The 18,106-nt window shown below is 66.7% G+C and carries 18 protein-coding genes; 4 read left to right on the plus strand and 14 right to left on the minus strand.

What is annotated here, in order from left to right; all coding sequences use genetic code 11:
• Positions 1-14 precede the first annotated feature (14 nt).
• The gene (locus tag ACX12F_RS01585; protein ID WP_459367973.1) at positions 15-2,339 is read right to left on the minus strand and encodes an amino acid permease; all 2,325 of its coding nucleotides are present in this window, start codon (positions 2,337-2,339) and stop codon (positions 15-17) included.
• Between the two features lie 89 nt (positions 2,340-2,428).
• Positions 2,429-2,806: a MerR family transcriptional regulator gene (locus ACX12F_RS01590; protein WP_459367974.1), complete on the minus strand. Its 378-nt coding sequence runs from the start codon at positions 2,804-2,806 to the stop codon at positions 2,429-2,431.
• Positions 2,807-2,861: 55 nt separating this feature from the next.
• On the opposite strand from ACX12F_RS01590, the gene ACX12F_RS01595 reads away from it, so the two are divergent.
• Entirely contained in the window at positions 2,862-3,320 is a 459-nt protein-coding gene (locus tag ACX12F_RS01595; protein WP_459367975.1) for a PPOX class F420-dependent oxidoreductase, read from the plus strand.
• A 168-nt stretch (positions 3,321-3,488) separates the two neighbouring features.
• On the opposite strand, the gene ACX12F_RS01600 is transcribed toward ACX12F_RS01595, so the two are convergent.
• Both ACX12F_RS01600 and ligD read right to left on the minus strand, forming a co-directional pair.
• Positions 3,489-3,947: an STAS domain-containing protein gene (locus tag ACX12F_RS01600; protein ID WP_029120852.1), complete on the minus strand. Its 459-nt coding sequence runs from the start codon at positions 3,945-3,947 to the stop codon at positions 3,489-3,491.
• A 165-nt stretch (positions 3,948-4,112) separates the two neighbouring features.
• Positions 4,113-5,351 carry a non-homologous end-joining DNA ligase gene (gene ligD / locus ACX12F_RS01605; protein ID WP_459367976.1) on the minus strand — a complete coding sequence of 413 codons (1,239 nt, stop codon included), beginning with the start codon at positions 5,349-5,351 and terminating at the stop codon, positions 4,113-4,115.
• Between the two features lie 76 nt (positions 5,352-5,427).
• Between ligD and fadD2 the strand changes: the two genes are divergently transcribed.
• Entirely contained in the window at positions 5,428-7,140 is a 1,713-nt protein-coding gene (gene fadD2, locus ACX12F_RS01610; protein WP_459367977.1) for a long-chain-fatty-acid--CoA ligase FadD2, read from the plus strand.
• A 2-nt stretch (positions 7,141-7,142) separates the two neighbouring features.
• Here the strand turns inward: fadD2 and ACX12F_RS01615 are convergent, their stop codons facing one another.
• From ACX12F_RS01615 to ACX12F_RS01645, 7 genes are all read right to left on the minus strand, one after another.
• The gene (locus tag ACX12F_RS01615; RefSeq protein WP_459367978.1) at positions 7,143-8,111 is read right to left on the minus strand and encodes a sigma-70 family RNA polymerase sigma factor; all 969 of its coding nucleotides are present in this window, start codon (positions 8,109-8,111) and stop codon (positions 7,143-7,145) included.
• Positions 8,111-8,860 carry an SDR family oxidoreductase gene (locus ACX12F_RS01620; protein WP_459367979.1) on the minus strand — a complete coding sequence of 250 codons (750 nt, stop codon included), beginning with the start codon at positions 8,858-8,860 and terminating at the stop codon, positions 8,111-8,113. Before ACX12F_RS01620 ends, ACX12F_RS01615 begins: the two co-directional genes overlap by 1 nt.
• 75 nt (positions 8,861-8,935) lie before the next feature.
• Positions 8,936-9,238 (minus strand): hypothetical protein, encoded by a 303-nt coding sequence (locus ACX12F_RS01625; RefSeq protein ID WP_459370209.1) that lies wholly within the window; start codon positions 9,236-9,238, stop codon positions 8,936-8,938.
• A gap of 121 nt (positions 9,239-9,359) precedes the next feature.
• On the minus strand, positions 9,360-11,540 hold the full coding sequence (locus ACX12F_RS01630) for an acyl-CoA dehydrogenase family protein (RefSeq protein ID WP_459367980.1): 2,181 nt from the start codon (positions 11,538-11,540) through the stop codon (positions 9,360-9,362).
• A 93-nt stretch (positions 11,541-11,633) separates the two neighbouring features.
• Positions 11,634-12,602, minus strand: a complete 969-nt coding sequence (locus ACX12F_RS01635) for a 2-hydroxyacid dehydrogenase (protein WP_459370210.1) — start codon at positions 12,600-12,602, stop codon at positions 11,634-11,636.
• Positions 12,593-13,732, minus strand: coding sequence for an alpha/beta hydrolase family protein (locus tag ACX12F_RS01640; protein ID WP_459367981.1), 1,140 nt, complete (start codon positions 13,730-13,732; stop codon positions 12,593-12,595). Before ACX12F_RS01640 ends, ACX12F_RS01635 begins: the two co-directional genes overlap by 10 nt.
• Positions 13,729-14,358 (minus strand): TetR/AcrR family transcriptional regulator, encoded by a 630-nt coding sequence (locus tag ACX12F_RS01645; protein ID WP_459367982.1) that lies wholly within the window; start codon positions 14,356-14,358, stop codon positions 13,729-13,731. Before ACX12F_RS01645 ends, ACX12F_RS01640 begins: the two co-directional genes overlap by 4 nt.
• 94 nt (positions 14,359-14,452) lie before the next feature.
• Here ACX12F_RS01645 and ACX12F_RS01650 point away from each other — a divergent pair, with 94 nt between their 5' ends.
• Together ACX12F_RS01650 and ACX12F_RS01655 are read left to right on the plus strand one after the other, a co-directional pair.
• The gene (locus ACX12F_RS01650) at positions 14,453-15,031 is read left to right on the plus strand and encodes a VOC family protein (protein WP_459367983.1); all 579 of its coding nucleotides are present in this window, start codon (positions 14,453-14,455) and stop codon (positions 15,029-15,031) included.
• A gap of 109 nt (positions 15,032-15,140) precedes the next feature.
• On the plus strand, positions 15,141-15,752 hold the full coding sequence (locus ACX12F_RS01655) for a hypothetical protein (RefSeq protein ID WP_459367984.1): 612 nt from the start codon (positions 15,141-15,143) through the stop codon (positions 15,750-15,752).
• A gap of 18 nt (positions 15,753-15,770) precedes the next feature.
• Here ACX12F_RS01655 and ACX12F_RS01660 read toward each other — a convergent pair whose 3' ends face one another.
• From ACX12F_RS01660 to ACX12F_RS01670, 3 genes are all read right to left on the minus strand, one after another.
• On the minus strand, positions 15,771-16,607 hold the full coding sequence (locus tag ACX12F_RS01660; RefSeq protein ID WP_459367985.1) for an SAM-dependent methyltransferase: 837 nt from the start codon (positions 16,605-16,607) through the stop codon (positions 15,771-15,773).
• A gap of 67 nt (positions 16,608-16,674) precedes the next feature.
• Complete coding sequence (locus tag ACX12F_RS01665) at positions 16,675-17,484, minus strand: helix-turn-helix domain-containing protein (protein WP_459367986.1); 810 nt, start codon at positions 17,482-17,484, stop codon at positions 16,675-16,677.
• The gene (locus tag ACX12F_RS01670; RefSeq protein ID WP_459367987.1) at positions 17,481-18,098 is read right to left on the minus strand and encodes a TetR/AcrR family transcriptional regulator; all 618 of its coding nucleotides are present in this window, start codon (positions 18,096-18,098) and stop codon (positions 17,481-17,483) included. The genes ACX12F_RS01665 and ACX12F_RS01670 overlap by 4 nt, the downstream gene beginning before the upstream one ends.
• Positions 18,099-18,106 lie beyond the last annotated feature (8 nt).

The following is an 18,106-nucleotide window of genomic DNA, read 5'->3' on the forward strand; positions in this document are numbered from 1 at the left end:
CCGCCCGCTCCTGCTCAGTCGCCGCGGGGTGCTTCGAGGATCTCGTATCCGGGGTCGGCCATATAGATGGGCCGATTTCCGCTCTGCTTCGGCTTGCCGGCGACGCGGATCAACTGGCCCGGCGTGATGTCGCGGCCGTGTCCCGAGCCGAACACCACTTTCAGCGTTCCGCTGTCGTCGCCGACCAGGACCGCCAGACTGGGCCTCCCGTTGTCGCTGACCTCATCGACCTCGCAGACCCGGCCTTCGACGACGGAGCGGAGGCCGGCGATGAGGCCGTCGACGGGAACCGTTGCCTGCGTTGGTGACGGATGCTCGTATTCCTCGATCCGCTCTTCGTCGCCCTTGGTGATGCGGGTGCGCACTCGCTCGGCGCTGCGCGTGATGCGCTCTTCGAACATGTCGGGGAAAGCCTCCCGAATCCGTGACTGCACGTCGTACGGGACGATGGTCGCTGCGGCGTCGGGTATCCGGCTGACGGCCCGGGAGATCTTGTCGGCGGTGCGGTCATGAAGCAGCCGTCCCAGTAGCGGTGCGTAACTGCGGCGGGGCAGCAACACGGTGACGTTGGTGTTCGAGTATTCGGCCAGCGTGGTGGTGACGAGTTCCTGTGCGGCACGGTCGAATCGGCGGTCCGGGCAGTCCACGACCCGCAGCGGGGTCTCCATTTCGTAGTATTCCCACTTCTTCTGCAGCAGCTTGGCGTGCTGCGGGTCGACCATGAAATGCACGGCCGTGAGGGTGTCGGCGCGCAACCCGCGGCCGTATCGCAGCGCCTCCAGTACGGCGAGGTCGACACCGTTGACCATGACCAGTACCCGGTGCCGGGCGAACCGTACCGTGTCGGGCCGGTTGGTCCGGAAATGCTCGAGAATTGCTGCCTCGGCGCGGTATTCGCGGTTGAGCCGCATCAGCAGACCGACCAGGAGCGGGAACACGACGACGACGAGCCAGGCCCCCTCGGTGAATTTGGCCACGGCGAAGATGCCGACGACGATGGTCGACAGAACGGCGGCCGAGAGGTTGATCGCAACCCGGCCGCGCCACCCCAGATCCCGGTGCGTGAGGTGGTGTTTCGACATGCCGTAGCCCGCCATCGCGAACCCGGTGAACACGCCGATGGCGTAGAAGGGCACGAGTGCGTTGACCGACCCGCCGGTGAATACCAGCAATGCGACCGAGAGCACCGTCAGCACGATGATGCCGTTCGAGAACACCAGTCGGTGCCCCCGCTTGGTCAGCTGCCGGGGCAAGAAGCGGTCTTCCGCAACGAAACTCGCGAGTGTCGGGAAGCCGTTGAAGCTGGTGTTCGCGCCCGTGTAGAGGATGAGCGCGGTGGAAATCTGCACCAGGTTGTACAAGACGTGCCCGATCCACCCGGTGCCGAACACCGCGCGAGCGATCTCGGACAGTACGGACGGATAGCCCGCTTCGTATGGCGCAGCATGGGTTTCATAGGCCAGGTACGACACTCCGGCGACCAGGAAACCGAGGATGCTGGCCATGACGGTCAGGACCAGCCGGGCGTTGGGACCCTGCGGCTTTCTGAAAACACTGACGGTGTTGGAGATGGCCTCGACGCCGGTCAGTGATGATCCACCATTGGCGAACGCACGCAAGATCACGAGGATGCTGGCGCCCATGATGAGGCCGTCGGCGTGTTCGATAGGCACCAGGCCGGACATGTGGGAAACGTCGTAAACCGGTAGATCGCCGACGATTTCGCGGACGATGCCGACCACGATCATGAGGCTGAGCATGGCGATGAAGAAATAGGTCGGTACGGCGAACGGTCGACCGGCTTCGCGGAGGCCGCGCAGGTTGGCGTAGGCGATCAACACCACGATGCCGACGGTGATCTCCAGGCTGAACGGCCCCAGCACGGGGATTGCGGAGGCCACCGCGACGGTGCCGGCCGCGGCCTGTACTGCGACGGTGACCACGTAGTCGATCAGCAGTGCGGCAGCGGCGATCTGGGCGATGCGTGGTCCGAAGTTCTCGCGTGCCACCACGTATGAGCCGCCGGCGCGGGTGTACGCCATCACGACCTGCCGGTACGAGGCGGCGACCAGGATCAGGATGAGCAGGATGACGCCGGTGATCGGGAGCAGCAGCGTGAAGGCGGCCAGGCCGGCGTACGGCAGCAGGCCGATCAGGATCTCCTCGGTGCCGTACGCGCTCGACGAGATGGCGTCCGGCGAGAGCACGCCGAGTGCTACTCCGTTGGACAGCTTTTCCTCGTGGAGTTGCTCGTTGACGAGCGGCCTTCCCAGGAAGAATCGCTTGAACGTATAGCCCACCGACTCGGGTAGGGGTGGTGGTTTGGGCGGCGTCGTCACCACGGAAGCGTAGGGCTCAGCGGGCCCCGGCCCATGGACTCGCAGCGAACTGCCAGCCGATGAACAGGCTTCGAAGATCTGGCCCTGGTTTACCTGGGGTGAATGCCGCAGCTACAGGCGTCGATCGACGGGCAGGTGCACTGGATGCCCCACTCGACGATTGCGCGGGCCTGGTGTAGCTCGGTGATCTTGGCGTCGATCTCGGCGAGTTTCGTCTCGGCCAGCGCGCGACTGGCGGGGCGACCGGGGGCATCGTCGGCGAACAGCAGCTGAATCTCGTCCAGGGAGAACCCGGCGGTCTTGCACGCCCGGATGACGTTGAGCCGATCGATGACGGCGTCGTCATACCGGCGTTGGCCACCGACGCGCGCCGGCGGCGGGATGAGACCGATCTGCTCGTAGTAGCGCAGCGTCGTCGCGGCGACGTCGGCGCGCACCGACACCTCGCCGATGGTGAACGTGGCCATGGCACTCCCGGTTCGGTCTTGACTTGGAGCCAACTCTAAGTTGTTGACTGTGTGCATGGCTACCAACGCACAGCGATCAGACATTGGTGAATTGACCCGGACCCGTTACGCCCTGCTGCGCAGCTACAAGAAGAACGGCGAGCCGGTCGACACCCCGATCTGGTTCGCGGTCGAGGACAACTCGATCATCTTCCGCACCAAGCGTGGACCGAAAACAGCGCGCCTGCGGGCGCATGCCCGCGTCGAACTGACTGCATGCGATTACCGCGGCCGAAAGCTGAGCGGGGCCACCGTATTCGCGGGCACGGCGACGGTGCTCGACGATGCGGCCGCAGCCGATGCGAACCGCGTGCTGCACCGGCGCTACGGATGGCAGTGGAATGTGGTGCCGCTGATCAGGATTCCGGGCGTGACGCAGGTGCACGCCGGTCTGCCGCTGCGAGAGAAGTGGCGGCGGGCGCGGAACCGCAATGTCTGGGACGACAGCGCGATCGTGCGCATCGACTTCGGCTGAGCTGCGGCGAGGTCGTCAGACAAAACACGGTGCCGACACCAGATGGTGTCGGCACCGTGTTGGAGGTCGAAAGGTGTCAGAAAGCCGGCGTAGCGAGGTGCGACTTGCGACGGTGGTGAAGCAGGGCACTCAGCCAGCGGAGATCGATCAACATGTTCAGTTCCTGTCTTACGCGGACTTCTTGGTGAGGAACGGCAGCAACCGACGGCGCTCGTACATGCTGTCCGAGAAATGGTGCAGCGCTTCGGAGACGGAGGTTGCGGTCGGGAAGGCGGACTCTGCGCCGCAGGCCAGCAGAGCGGTCGAAACCGGCTGGGATGCAATGAGGGACCACTCATTACCTGCAGCGATGCAGCTGTCGTTGACCTTGTCGAGCAGTTCGACGCAGGACACCGCGAACGAGGTGACCCCGCTCAGGTCCAGGATGAACGGCTTTTCCGGGAGGACGCAGCGCCGTGCCTGCGCTGCAACCAGGTCCACATCGGTTTCGTCGATGACTCCGGTGACGGTGAGTACCGTCGCCAGTTGGCGGCACTGGGCGCGCACCTCGGCGTCGCCGCAGGCGACGGCCGGATTGCCATAGCGGAAAGCGGCTGTCGATGCCGAGTCGCTGGTGACCATGGCCATGTGATGCCTCCCTTCGATGTTGCCGAACGCCCGACAGCTGTGTCGTTTCTTCGGCTCGAGTTCGAAGCTATGTGGCCAAGTTAAGGTACCGGGGAGTAAGTCCTAAATCATCGCTAAGAAGTGTGATAGCTGCAGCTAGCAAACATGGTCTCGGCGGGGTAACGCTCACGGACGGCGCCACTGGTTGCCCTGATAACCCACCCACGGCGAGTAGTCCGCGATCAGCGGCTCCTGCGACGGCCGCAATTCCGCGGGGACGTGCTGCAGATTGATCCTGATGCGGTACCAGATGGAGCTTGGTCCACGCATGCCGTCGACCAGAACATCGATGGCTTCCAGGGCAGATGCCGCTTCTGGGTGCTTCGACCGCCATTCCTCGAGTGCGGCCATCGCCTCATCGCGGGTCTTGGTGCGGGCAACCTCGATGAGCGGCATCTGCGACGCGCGCCGTCCATCGGCCGAGGCGCCGCCCCCGGGTTTCTCCGCCTTGGGCATCGGACCGAGTTCTTCGGCCAGCGCCAGCAACCCCTCCAGGCCGCCGGCAGCGTCGTCCATCCCGCCCCAGGGGTCGCCGAATTGCGCGTACCTGTCGGGCACCGTCGCGACGGTGAATTCCTCGGGACGGCAGGTGGGGACCTCATCCCAGAACAGCGGTGTCGAGACCCGGGCGTCGGGCCGCGACCGCACCGAGTACGCCGATGCCACCGTGCGGTCCTTCGCGTTCTGGTTGAAGTCGACGAACACGCCCTGGCGTTCCTCTTTCCACCACCGGCTGGTCGCCAGCTCGGGCGCCCGTCGCTCCACCTCGCGGGCCACGGTCTGGGCGGCCAACCGCACCTGCTTGTACGGCCAGTTCCGCTCGATCCGGGCGTAGATGTGGAAACCCCGCGAGCCCGACGTCTTGGGCCATGCCGTGAGCCCGTAGTCGGTGAGCACGTCGCGCACCACGATGGCGACGTCGAGAATCTGCGGCCACTCGACGCCCGGCATGGGGTCCAGATCGACACGCAGTTCGTCCGGGTGCTCCAAGTCGTCGGCCCGGACCGGATGCGGGTTGAAGTCGATGCAGCCCAGGCTCACCGCCCAGACCAGCCCGGCGGCCTCGTCGATGACGGCTTCTTTGGCGGAGGTGCCGGAGGCGTACTTCAGCTCCGCGACGTCGATCCAGTCCGGCCGCTTCTCCGGTGCCCGCTTCTGAAAGACCGCTTCCTGCGCAATGCCTTTCACGAACCGCTTGAGGATCATGGGCCGCCGTGCCACGCCGCGCAGCGCGCCGTCGGCGACCGACAGGTAGTAGTTGACCAGGTCGAGCTTGGTCACGCCGGGTTCAGGGAAGATCACCTTGTCGGGGTTGCTCACGACAACCTCGCGCCCGCCCACGTCGAGGGACCGCGAGTCACCCATGGGTATAGCGTAATTGGCTCGACAATTGGAGCGGGAGTTGCAGCCGGGTTACGCGCGGGTCACATATTGTTGGCTCATGGCGAAGCTGACCGACCTCCCGTCGCAAATAGCAAGCAAGGTCCAGGAGTCGTTCGAGAAATTGGGCGGTAAGTCGGTCACCCAATTGGCCGACCGCGGCGCCGCCGAACTGCACTACGCCAGGAAGATGTTCGAAGCGGGCGCGCTCAAACTCGAGTCGCCGCAGCACATCGCGGCGATGCTCGCCGACATCGTGCGCTGGGGTGAGATCGGCATGGTCCCGGCGCTCAATGCACGTCGTACCCCGCACCGCGTCGCCGTCATCGACGACGACGGCGATATCACCTTCCAGGAGTTCGACGACGCCGTGAACGCGACCGCCAACGCGTTGCGTGCCAAGGGGGTTCAGGCCGGCGAAGGCGTGGCCATCCTGGCCCGCAACCACCGGTGGTTCCTGATTTCGGTGTACGGCGCGGCCCGCGTCGGTGCGCGAATCATCCTGCTCAACACCGAGTTCTCAGGGCCGCAGATCAAAGAGGTGTCCGAGCGTGAGGGCGCCCAGCTGATCATCTACGACGACGAATACGCCGACGCCGTCGCACTCGCCGAGCCGCCGCTGGGCAAGCTGCGGGCCCTGGGGCACAACCCCGACAAACCGGAACCGTCGGGCAGCACCGACGAATCCTTGGCCGAGGTCATTGCCCGGACCAGTAGCCTCGCGCCGCCGAAGGTCGCCAAGGCGGCCTCGATCATCATCTTGACCAGCGGCACCACGGGAACTCCCAAGGGCGCCAACCGAAGTGCCCCGCCGTCGCTGGCTCCGGTCGGTGGCGTGCTGTCGTCGGTACCGTTCAAGTCTGGCGAGGTCACCAGCCTGCCCGCGCCCATGTTCCACGCGCTGGGGTACCTGCATTCGACCATCGCCATGCTGCTCGGCAGCACGCTCGTGCTGCGCCGCCGGTTCAAGCCGGCCACGGTGCTCGCCGACATCGAACGGCACCGGGTGACCGCCATGGTGGTGGTGCCGGTGATGCTGTCGCGCATTCTCGATGAACTGGACAAGACGTCGCCGAAGCCGAACCTGTCGAGTCTGCGCATCGTCTTCGTGTCGGGTTCGCAGCTGGGGTCCGAGCTGGCGACGCGGGCGCTCAAGGATCTGGGCCCGGTGATCTACAACCTGTACGGCTCGACCGAGATCTCGTTCGCCACCATCGCGCGGCCGCAGGACCTGTCGATCAATCCCGCGACGGTGGGCCCGGTGGTCAAGGGCGTACGCGTGAAGATCTTCGACGACAACGGCAAGGAGCTGCCACAGGGCAGCGTCGGCCGCATCTTCGTCGGCACCACCTTCCCGTTCGAGGGCTACACCGGCGGCGGTGGCAAGGAGATCATCGACGGGATGCTCTCCTCGGGCGACGTCGGCTACTTCGACGAGCGTGGACTGCTGTACGTCAGCGGCCGCGACGACGAGATGATCGTCTCCGGCGGCGAGAACGTGTTTCCTGCCGAGGTCGAGGACCTGATCAGCGGGCACCCCGAGGTGGTGGAGGCGACCGCCATCGGTGTCGACGACCAGGACTTCGGCGCGCGGCTGCGGGCCTTCGTCGTCAAGACCGAGGGCGCCACCGTCAGCGAGGACGACATCAAGACCTACGTCCGAGATCACCTGGCGCGCTACAAGGTTCCGCGTGAGGTCGTCTTCCTCGACGAGTTGCCGCGCAACCCGACGGGCAAGATCCTCAAGCGCGCGCTGCGTGACATGGACGTCTAGGCTCACCGTTCGAGGTGCAGGACCGGCGGGCCGAACGACGGCACCAGCGCAGGATCGTTGAATGCGGTGATGCGGGAGATGCGGCCCGCGCGCAGCGTCAGCACCTGCACGCCGTAGCCGTGCATGGTGCCGTCGCCGCGCCAGGTATAGAACACCAGAGCCGGCTGTCCGTTCGCGCGCGTGGGTACCGCATGCCATTGGCCGGGCCGGCGCAGCACGCGGTTGCCCAAGAAGCCGATCACGGCAGCTGAACCACTGAACCAGGTTGGGATGGGCGGCATTTCGAATTCGACATCGGCGCGGACCAGGTCGACCAGGGCGTGGGCGTCGGCCCGGGTGAAGGCGTCGAGGTAGCGCTGGAGCAGGTCCCGGGTGCGGTCGTCCTCCGGTTCGGTGACCTCGTCCGCCGCGACGCCCGCGGTGTCGAGGGTGCGACGGGCCCGACGGAGCAGCGCGTCGACCGCGTCCACGGTGGTATCGAGGATTTCGGCGACTTCAACTGCCGGGAACGCCAGGATGTCCCGCAGCGTCAGCGCGGCCCGCTGCCGGGCGGGCAAGTGCTGTAGCGCCGCGATGAGGGCAAGCCGCAGGCCGGTCTGTCTGACGACGATGACCGCCGGATCTTGTGGGTCGACAAGAGAGTCCGGAATGGGTTGCAGCCACCTCACTTCAGATGCGCGGTCGCCCAAGGGGATGCGGTGGTCTTCAGCCGGCGGCCCGATACCGGACGGGAGTGGCCGCCGGCCCCGGTTCTCTATGGCGCTCAGGCACGTTCGCGTGGCGATGGTGTACAGCCAGCGCCGCACCGACGAGCGCCCTTCGAAGCGGCCGAATCCGCGCCACGCCCGTAGATAGGTTTCCTGAACCTGATCCTCCGCATCGTGGATCGAGCCGAGGATCCGGTAGCAGTGCGCCAGCAGCTCGGGCCTGAATTGTGCTGTCAGCGCGGTGAATTCGGCGGTCGTCGTCATCAGACCGGGCTCGCGCCGGTGCCGGTGAGCACGTAGCCGGCAGCGGGGGACGAATCGGCGGCCAACTCGACCACCGTCTTGGCGACGATGTCCGCTGTCAGCACTGGTTGCAACCGGGCGATGAAGGTCTCCGGATCGATGCCCTGCGCAGCGGCGTAGGCCGTCACGCCGACCGCACCGACTCCGGTGGGGCTGAGCATGGGGTACAGCGTCACGAAGCGGATGCCCAGGTCCGCTTGACCCGCTTCCTCGGTCGCGTAGTCGGAGATGAACCTGACCGTGGCGTTGGCGCCGGCGAAACCGCCGCTCAACGGAGACCCGCGGAGGGCCGCACCACTGGACATTGCGATGACCGTGCTTCCTGATGGCAGCGGCGCGTTGAGCGCGGCCTTGGTCCAGCCGAACACATGACGGGTATCGGTGTGCCAGTTTTCGCTGAAGGTTTCCCAGGTCTGGCGGGATAGCGGCGCCGTGGGTGGGGTCGCTCCGGCATTGAGCACCAGCAGCTGGGGACGGTGGTGAGTGATCAGCAGGGCACCCAGTTCCTCGTCGGTGGCATCGCCGGGGCAGGGCGTGAAGCGATCGCCGACTTCGGCCTGCAGAGACTGCAGGTCGGCTTCGGTGCGCGCGACGCCGACGACGTGCCAACCCGCGCTGACGAGCGCGACGGAGATGGCCCGGCCGAAGCCGCGGCCGGCGCCGCTGACGATGGCGGTCTTGCCGCCGTTGATTACCGCTGTGGTGGTCATGGGGACTCCCTGCTGCTGATGGTTCGGTCTTGATCTAGACCGGCACCGGCAGGGAAATCCGTCGCATCACGAGATTCAGGGCCCGTTCACGTACCAGGACAGGCAAACCGGCCTGCCGCGGCAGGCGATGATGGCGCCCGCGTCGGGAGCCGCACCGCGCACCTTGGGGGTCTTCCGGTCGGGCAGGTTGCAGTTCACGACGTAAGGGTTCCACGGGACGACGCCGTTGACGCACGGGTCACCGCCTGCTTGCACAGATGTGGTCGGGCTGCGCAGAGTCGTCGGGACGATCGTGAACGCGATCGCGATGGCACCGATGAACACGGTGCGCAGGAGCCGCGACGCTCGTGTGGTCAGCTCACCCGTGGTCATGATGATCACCACCAAATATGTTTCCGACTACGTCAACAGTAGCACTGAAGCACGACGTCGAGCAGTGCGGAAAAACCCCCATTTCTGCACCGAAACGGGGGTTTCTCCGACTTTGCGCCGGGCGGCGTTACGGGTCGCGAGGCAGGCCCAGCAGCCGCTCGGCGATGATGTTCAGCTGCACCTCGGAGGTGCCGCCGTAGATGGTCGTGGCACGGCCCGCCAGCAGGTACTCGTCCCACCGGCCCGAGGGCTCCTGCGGATCGCCGACGGCAGCGTCGCTGCCGAATGACGCGACGCCGAACTCGGCGTAACCCTGACCCGTCTTCATCGACAGCAGCTTCGAGATGGCGGCGGCAGGCATCGGGTCGCCGCCGGCCAGCGTCAGCAGCGTCGACCGCATGTTGAGCAGCTTGGCCGCGTGGCCTTCGGCGATCAGCTTGCCGGCCTCGTGCCGTTGCAGCTCGTCGAACTCGCCGGCACTCAGGAACTCCACGAACTGCTCGAGGCTGGCCAGGAACGGGGGCTCGCTGCTGCCGATGGACACGCGCTCATTGGTCAGGGTGTTGCGGCTGACTTCCCAGCCGCGGTTCACCTCACCGAGCACCATGTCGTCGGGCACGAAGACGTCGTCGATGAAGACGGTGTTGAACATGGCATTGCCGGTGAGTTCGCGCAGCGGCTTGACCTCGACGCCCGGGCTCAACATGTCGAGCAGGAAATAGGTGATGCCTTGGTGTTTCGGCGCAGTGGGGTCGGTCCGGGCCAATAGCGCGCCCCATGCGGAGAACTGGGCGCCCGTCGTCCAGATCTTCTGGCCGGTGATGCGCCAGCCGCCGTCGACCTTGACGGCCTTGGTGGTCAGGCTGGCCAGGTCACTGCCGGCGCCGGGCTCGGAGAACAGCTGGCACCAGATCATGTCGCCGCGGAATGTCGGCGGCAGGAAGTCCTGCTGTTGCTTGTCGGTGCCGAACGCCACGATCGACGGGATGATCCATGCCGCGATGCCCATCTGCGGCCGCCGGACCTTCCCGGTGGCGAATTCCTGGGCGATGATGATCTGCTCGATCGGCGCGGCGGCCCGGCCCCACGGCCTTGGCAGGTGCGGTTGCACCCAGCCGCCTTCGGCGATCGCGGTATTGCGCTCGGCGCCGCTGGGAATTGCTTTGAGTGCAGCCACTTCCGCGCGGATTTCGGCGCGCAGTTTCTCGGTGTCCGGGTCGAGGTCGATGTCGATGGACCGCATGCCGGAAGTCGTGGCAAGGTCCACCACCTGGCGCGGGTAGTCGGCGGCGCGGCCGAACCCGGCGACCAGCGCGATGGCGTGCCGGTAGTAGACGTTGGTGTCGTGCTCCCAGGTGAAGCCGATACCGCCGTGCACCTGGATGCAGTCCTGCGTGCAGTGTTGCGCGGCGACGGGCGCCAGGGTGGCGGCCACGGCGGCGGCGAACTCGTAGCCGGAATCGGCGTCGCCGGAAGCGTGCTCGTCGAGTGCGCGGGCGGCGTCCCAGACCGCGCCGGTCGCGCGTTCGGTTTCGGCAATCATGTTGGCGCACTTGTGCTTGATGGCCTGGAACTGGCCGATGGGCCGGCCGAACTGCTCGCGAATCTTGGCGTACTCGGCGGCGGTGTCAGTGGCCCACCGCGCGACGCCGACGCATTCGGCCGCCAGCAGCGTGGTGACGAGGGCGCGGGCATGGGACTGGTTCAGGCCGGACAGCACCCGGTCGGCGCCGACAGCGACGGCGTCGGCGCGGACGTGCGCCACCGGGTGCAGGGGGTCGACACTCTGCACCGGGTCGATCTGCAGAGTTGCAGTGTCGAGGACGACCCACTGGGTGCCGACGGGCACCACCAAGAGCGCAGCTTGAGCGGCGGCCGGCACGGCACGAATCGCACCGCTGACGACGAGCCCGTCGCCCTGAGTTTCCGCGCTCAGACCTGAGGTCAGCGCGTACGCGGCGATGGTCTCACCGGAGGCCAGGCCCGGCAGCAGGCTGGACTTGGGGTCGTGGGCGGCGATCAGTGCACTGGCGATGGCCGACGGGACGAAGGGCCCGGGGACGGCGCCGTAGCCGAATTCGGCCAGCGTGATCGCGAGTTCGAGGATGCCGAACCCTTGTCCGCCAACCGCTTCCGACAGGTGTAGGCCCTGCAGGCCCTGGTCGGCAGCGGCGCCCCAGTACGGCGGCGGGTTACTGATCGGGGTTTCGAGTGCATGGTGCAGCACCTCGGATGGTGCGACGCGCGCCACCAGGGATCGGACCGAATCGGCCAGATCGTTGTGCTCGGACATGATCGCGATGGGCATCGTTGCCTCCTGTGGCCGGTTGTGGGCATTGTGCGGCGCACCCAACCAATTAACTGGTCGGTTGGTTCCGAGAGTAACCCACTTGACGGGTGTCTAGAAGTGCACCTGGTTTACCACGTTGGCGAGCTGCTGCCCGGTGGCGAGTCGCTCGCAGTTGGCGACTGCTTCGGCCAGGTAACGGCGCATGGTGTCGGCCGTGTACCAGGTGACGTGCGGGCTGACGACGACGTTGTCGAGCGTCAGCAGTGGGTTGGCCGGATCGACGGGTTCGGTGGCGAACACGTCGAGGCCGGCGGCCTGCAGGGGTCCGCCCCGAAGGGCCGACACCAGGGCCGGCTCGTCGATGACGGCGCCGCGCGACGTGTTGACCAGCACCGCGCCCGGCTTCATGCGGCTCAGTGCACCGGCATCGAGCAGGCCCTCGGTGCGTTCGGTGAGCGGCAGGTGCAGGGAGACGACGTCGCTGGTGGCGAGTAGGTCGGGCAGGCTGCGCCAGCCTGGGTGGCCGTGCGCGCCACGGGTATTGGTATGCACAACGGTCGCGCCCATGGCGGTGACGATGGTCTCCACCCGCTTGGCGATGTTGCCGTAACCGATCAGCCCGACGGTGCAGCTGCCGAGGTCTCGGACGGTCTCGCCGAGGGTCGGGTCGGTCGGCCAGCCGTTGCCGCGGCGAGTCGCGCGGTCGAGTTGGGGCAGCCGCCGCAGCGCGGCCAGCATCAGCATCACCGTGCCCTCGGCGACCGAGGGGGCGTTGGCGCCGGGCATGTTGGCCACCGCGATGCCGAGACGGGTCGCCGCGTCGACGTCGATGGTGTTGACGCCCGCGCCCATCTTGTGCACCAGCTTGAGTCGTCGGCCCTGCGCCAAGTCATCGGCGCCGAGCGGCCGCAGTACGTGCCACAGCACGTCGGTGTCGGGCAGTTCGCGGTAGAACGCCGCGTCGTCGTCCGCGGCGCAGAACCGTACGTCGATCAGATCATGCAGCGGGGCAAGGAATTCGGCGACTCGAGGACCTGGGGTGAAGTGGGCCAGCACCCGGAGCGCCGGCGTCACCGCCACCGCTTGGCGATCCACTTGGCGATGACGTCGGCCTGCTCACTGCGGGCGCCCGGGGTGGTGAAGTAGTGATCGGAGTCGATGGAGCGCAGCGTCTTGTCCTTTGTGACCAGCGCGTCGAAGATGCGTTGCGCGTCTGAGGGGTACACACCCGAATCCTGTTCGGCGTTGATCACCAGCGCCGGATTGTCGATGAGGGCCAGATGCGGCTCCGCGCGGGTCTGGGCGTGCCGCAGGCTCCACATGGTCAGCCAGCTCCGCAGCGTGCACGCGGCGGCGATGCCGTTGGCCGAGCGGTTGGCCTGAACCGGGACACCGGCATAGCACTGATTGGCCGGGCGTTTGGTGGGTTCGAGGGTCGGGTCGATCATGCGCAGGTCGGCCCAGGTGCGCATGACGGTGAATGGACGGTCCCGGAAGCCGGCGGCCCGAACGCGCGCGTATTCGGTTTCCACCCAGTCGGTGATCGCGTGGTTGCGGGCGACCTGCGCGTCGCGGTACCGCTGGACGAATTCTGGAGAGAAGGGCGGCCCGTTGCGCTCGTCGAACGGGTCGAGCTCGGGATCGGCTGCCAGCGCATCGGCTTCGTCGGTCACCGAGCCGTCCATCCAATTGGTGAGGACGTCCGGTCGGCCGGGGTGGGCGGCGCTGGAGATGTAACCGTCGGCCGGTAGCAGGTCGAAGATGCCCGCGGCCGGGCGCATGCCCTCCACTGGCGTGATGTGCGGACTGAGCGCCTGGGCCTGGTACGCGGCCATCAGGGAGCCGCCACCGGAATTACCCAGCAGAACAACGGTTTCCACGCCCGCTACCTCGCGCAGCCAGCGTACCCCGACACCGATGTCCACCAGCGCGTGGTCAAGCAGGAAGCTGGATTCATAGCCGCGGAATCGGGTGTTCCAGCCGAGGAATCCGATGCCCCGCGTGGCCATGTAGTCGGCGAGGTAATGCTCGGAGAAATCGATCTGGTAGTGGGCGGCGATCATGGCCACCTTGGGTTTACGGCCCATGCCCCGGTAGTAGACGCCCTGGCAGGGGTGTCCGCCGGACCCGGCGCGCAGCGCGGTCGGCGAGTCCATCCCGATGAACTCCCGGGTGACTCCCGCGGCAGACGAACTTCCGGGTCTGGTCATGTACGCGGATTCCCCTCGTGGTAAATGGTCCGGTAGAAGATGTTGGCCAAGGTGGTGACGCAGGCGTCGTCGTCTGCGGTGTTGGCGCCGTTGCCTGACAATTGGGTATAGCAGAACTGGTTCAGCATCGATACCAGAGCCACGGCGACAAGCCGAGGATTATCGTCCGGGCAGAAGCCTTGTTGCTGAGCATGTTTGACCATGGACATGACCAGGGAGATCGGCAGTTCGCAGATTTCGGCCCAATACTGCGCGAAATCGTCGTTGATCATGGCCAATTGGGAGATTGCGATGACCTCGGCCAGTCGGTGCCGGTAGGTGTCCCAATGCGCGGCGGCGGCCTGGTGGGAGCGTTCCCAGTTGGTCAGCTCCGGGCTGGTCGCGGACAGCGCCCGGTCCCGGGCTTCGTCGCGGAAGCGTTGTGCCCATTCATGGACCATTGCTTCCTTCGAGTCGTAGTAGTTGTAGAACGACGCCGTGGACCGGCCGGCTTCTGCTGCGATATCCGAAATGGTCGTCGCCAGAATGCCTTTGCGGGCAATGACGGCGCGGGCCGCGCTGTCGATCGCCGCCTGCGTCTGGCGGCCCCGCACGGTGGGGAGCTGTTCGCGGGGCGCGATGGTCACACGACGTCCTTTCGGAGGGGCATTGATCGAATCTGAACCTGATGTTAGATTCAGTTTCGGTGATTGACCAGACCCTGTCGTCAGGAGTGGCACGATGATCAAGCCCGACAACCGGAACACCGAGTTCGAGCTGGGCGGCATCAACCATGTCGCCCTTGTGTGCGCAGACATGGCGCGGACCGTCGACTTCTACTCAGGTGTGCTGGGGATGCCGCTGGTGAAGTCGCTCGACCTGCCGGGCGGCATGGGGCAGCACTTCTTCTTCGACGCCGGCAATGGTGACTGCGTGGCGTTCTTCTGGTTCGCCCAGGCGCCGGATGGTGAGCCCGGCATCTCGCAGCCGGCCGCGCTGCCCGGGATCGGGGAGTTCATGAGTGCCGTCGGTTCGTTGAATCACTTGGCTTTTCACGTCCCCGCCGAGAAGTTCGACGAGTACCGCAAGCGGCTGAAGGAAAAGGGCGTCCGGGTCGGCCCGGTGCTCAACCACGACGAGAGCCCCATGCAGGCGTCGGCAACGGTGCACTCGGGAGTCTATGTGCGGTCGTTCTACTTCCAGGATCCTGACGGCATCACGTTGGAGTTCGCTTGCTGGACCAAGGAATTCACCGAGGCTGATGCGGTGACGGAGCCGCGGACGGCGGCTGACCGGCGGCCGGCGGTGGCCCCGGCCTGACTCTGAAGGCAATGCCGGTCGCAGGCGCTACACCGAGAGTGGCGGCTATCGGTGGTCCCGTCGGCGTGTCGCCGACATTTCGGCGACGCTCGGTGAAGGGCGGTAGTCGGTGACCGGACGTTCCCTATCGGCCGAAGAGTGCGACCGGCTCTGGCAGGCTTGGACACCTGCGCAAGTCGCTGAGCGTCTCGCGGGCACCTCAGCATGCTGGTACGTCGCTGCCGGGTGGGCGTTGGACCTCTTCATCGGCGGGCTCGGACGTGCCCACGACGATCTCGAAATCGGAGTTCCGCGTGCACGATTCGCCGAGATCGCCGATGCGTTTCCCGACTTCGAATGGGATGTCGTCGGGAACGGACAGGCGTGGCCGTTCCCCGAAGAAGCAGACACCATGCATCAGACCTGGCTGCGCGAACCGGCTACGGGGCGCTATCGCCTTGACGTGTTCCGCGAGCCACACCGCGGCGACCAGTGGATATGCCGACGTGACGCCTCGATCACCATGCCGTACGGCGAGCTGATTCTTCATACCGACGACGGCATCCCGTATGTGATCCCCGAGGTCGTGCTCTTGTTCAAGGCGAAACAGCGGCGCCCCAAAGATGAGGCCGACTTCCTGCGCGCACTGCCGATGCTGGATCGATTCCGGCGAGCCAGGCTGTCCCGATGGCTGGCCCGCGTGCATCCCGGCCATCCTTGGCTGGAAACACTCAGCACGTGAAGGACTGAGCAGCCGTGGCTATTTCGTCGCCTCGACGAAGTAGCCCCGTGGCACGTCGGGTACGTCCATGGGTACCGCGGGGGCAAACCACCGGCCCCAGGCATTGCCGGGCACGGCCACGTCGGTGACCACGGCCGACCACCCGTGGCGCGCGGCCAGCTCGCCCGGTTGATCGGTGCCGAACAGCCACGGGGCGCCATTGCGCGCCATCGACTGCCGCACCGCCGCGAGCAGCTGCGCGTCCAGCAGGGTCTTGCCGACGACGTCGTACAGCAGCACCGAGCCGGTCGCGGACAGCGCGTCCACCCGTTCGAAGACCGTGCGTACAGCGGCTTCGTCGAGGTACTGCAGCAGTCCTTCGATCAACCACCCCGTCGGCTGCCGTTCGTCAAAACCGTTGGATCGCAGCGCATCCGTCCAATCGCCGGTGAGATCGACGCCGATGGGCACTCGCGTGCACAACGGCTGCTCGCCGTCCAGCGCCGCAGCTTTGGCGGCGATCACCTCGGGCTGGTCCAACTCGTAGACCGTGGTGCTCGCGGGCCAGGACAGCCGGAACGCGCGGGCGTCCATACCCGCGGCGAGGATGACGACCTGGCGGACCGATTGCGTGGCGCGCAGCAGGGCCTCGTCCCAGAACCGGGTGCGTACCACGATCTGCCGGGTCGGCCGGTCGCCGGCTTCGGCGACGGCTTCGGCGAGCAGTCGGCGGCCGGTCTCGCCGGCCAGGCGTTCGGCGAACGGATCGGTGAAAAGACTGTCGGGACGTCGGGATTCGTCGGCGCGGATCGCGGCGACCAGAAGACCGGTGTTGGCTACGGCCCGGCCTCCTTCGTGCATGGCTCCTTCGTGCATCCCTCCATGGTGCCGGGCTGTCGCACGCGACGCTTGGATATTTTTGCCGCGGCTCGATACCCCGGTCTTACCCCGTCAGCCCGACATGGCTGGGCAAGGCGCTGCGCCGCTGCGTGTACTGAGACGGTGTAATCGAGGTGAACCCGCGGAACTCGCGCACGAAGTGGGGTTGGTCGAAGTACCCGAGGGCGGCCGCGACGTCGGCCCCGGCACCGGCGCCCGCATCGAGCAGGCGCAGCGCGGCTTGCAGTCGCCGCACGCGCAGATAGGCCTTCGGGGGCAGCCCGATCTCGTTGCGGAACGTCGCGATCAGTCGCCTGGGGGAGAACCCCGTCAGCTCGGCGGCCTCGGAAACCCGAAGCGAGGGTTGATGTTCGGCGGCATGGAGCACGGGTATGAGGGTGCGGGGAATGGGCCGTAGCCGGGCCAGCAGAAAGTCCTCTACGACCTCGATGCGCCGCGGCCAGCTCGGTGTTGCGATCAACCGCTCCCGCAGTAGTAGGGCGTCGGCGCCCCAGAGATCGGTCAGGTTGACGCTGGCGTTCTCCAGGTCCGCCAACGGAATTCCGCAGAAGGGCAGCGCGCCGCCCGGGCGGAAGTGGATGGTCAGCACGGACTCGCCCGGGTCGATGCGAGTGACATACGACAGCGTGCCCGGCCCGGTCAGGAACGCGGGTTCCACCGGCACCCGGGTGGTGCCGTCGGCCGAGAAGAAGTCGACCTGATCCCGTCCACCGACGTCGATCACGACGGTGGCCGCGCCGCGGGGCAGGGCCCTGCTGCGGTCGGAGGCTTCGCCGCCGTGCGACCAGTAGCCGAAGAACTCGATGTGCTGATTCAGCGGCGGCCGGGGCCGGCGCAGCTGCGGCCCGGTCACCGGCGCACGGCCCGCTTGCCGAGCGTGTCCAGCAGCAGGGCCAGGTGTTCGATCAATTCGTCTGGCGTGAAGGTGATTTCACCGGCCAGCCAGGCACTCAGGGTCTGCCCGACGCCGCCGACCGCGAAATGGGTACTGGCCCGGCGTCGGTCTCCGGCGGGCGATTGCAGGGCGTCGCCGGCATGCTGGCCGAGCAACATGGCGAAGAAGACCGTCGACTCATTGCGCTTTCGGGCCACGACCTCGTTGGACAGCTGGGCGCTGAACAGCAGCCGGCCGACCCTCGCGTCATCGGCGATGGCGTGCACGATGTTGGCCATACCCGCGCGGCTCTGCTCGTCGGGTGGCGCGGCGGCCACTGCGGCCTGCGTCGTGGTGGCCAGGTCGGCGACGACGTGGTCGAAGACGGCTTCGACGAAAACGTCCTTGTCGGAGAAGCTTTCGTAGAAGTAACGCATCGCGACGCCGGCTCCGCCGCAGATGGCGCGGACGGTGAGTTCGGGCACCGGCGGGGCGGCGCCCAGCAGGTCGAGTCCGGCGTCGAGCAGCCGGGCCCGTCGCTGGGCCAGGCGTTCTGCCGCGTCGATTCCGCGGTACGGCCGTACCTGAGGCACCCCGCCAT

Source organism: Mycolicibacterium sp. HS_4_1 (assembly GCF_054515875.1).

What these genes read in the sequence shown, in the direction of transcription:
- ACX12F_RS01590 (WP_459367974.1), bottom strand. Translation starts at nt 2,806, where the DNA reads ATGGCCACGTTCACCATCGGCGAGGTGTCGGTGCGCGCCGACGTCGCC.
- ACX12F_RS01595 (WP_459367975.1), top strand. Translation starts at nt 2,862, where the DNA reads ATGGCTACCAACGCACAGCGATCAGACATTGGTGAATTGACCCGGACC.
- ACX12F_RS01600 (WP_029120852.1), bottom strand. Translation starts at nt 3,947, where the DNA reads ATGGCCATGGTCACCAGCGACTCGGCATCGACAGCCGCTTTCCGCTAT.
- ligD (WP_459367976.1), bottom strand. Translation starts at nt 5,351, where the DNA reads ATGGGTGACTCGCGGTCCCTCGACGTGGGCGGGCGCGAGGTTGTCGTG.
- fadD2 (WP_459367977.1), top strand. Translation starts at nt 5,428, where the DNA reads ATGGCGAAGCTGACCGACCTCCCGTCGCAAATAGCAAGCAAGGTCCAG.
- ACX12F_RS01615 (WP_459367978.1), bottom strand. Translation starts at nt 8,111, where the DNA reads ATGACGACGACCGCCGAATTCACCGCGCTGACAGCACAATTCAGGCCC.
- ACX12F_RS01620 (WP_459367979.1), bottom strand. Translation starts at nt 8,860, where the DNA reads ATGACCACCACAGCGGTAATCAACGGCGGCAAGACCGCCATCGTCAGC.
- ACX12F_RS01630 (WP_459367980.1), bottom strand. Translation starts at nt 11,540, where the DNA reads ATGCCCATCGCGATCATGTCCGAGCACAACGATCTGGCCGATTCGGTC.
- ACX12F_RS01640 (WP_459367981.1), bottom strand. Translation starts at nt 13,732, where the DNA reads ATGACCAGACCCGGAAGTTCGTCTGCCGCGGGAGTCACCCGGGAGTTC.
- ACX12F_RS01650 (WP_459367983.1), top strand. Translation starts at nt 14,453, where the DNA reads ATGATCAAGCCCGACAACCGGAACACCGAGTTCGAGCTGGGCGGCATC.
- ACX12F_RS01660 (WP_459367985.1), bottom strand. Translation starts at nt 16,607, where the DNA reads ATGCACGAAGGAGCCATGCACGAAGGAGGCCGGGCCGTAGCCAACACC.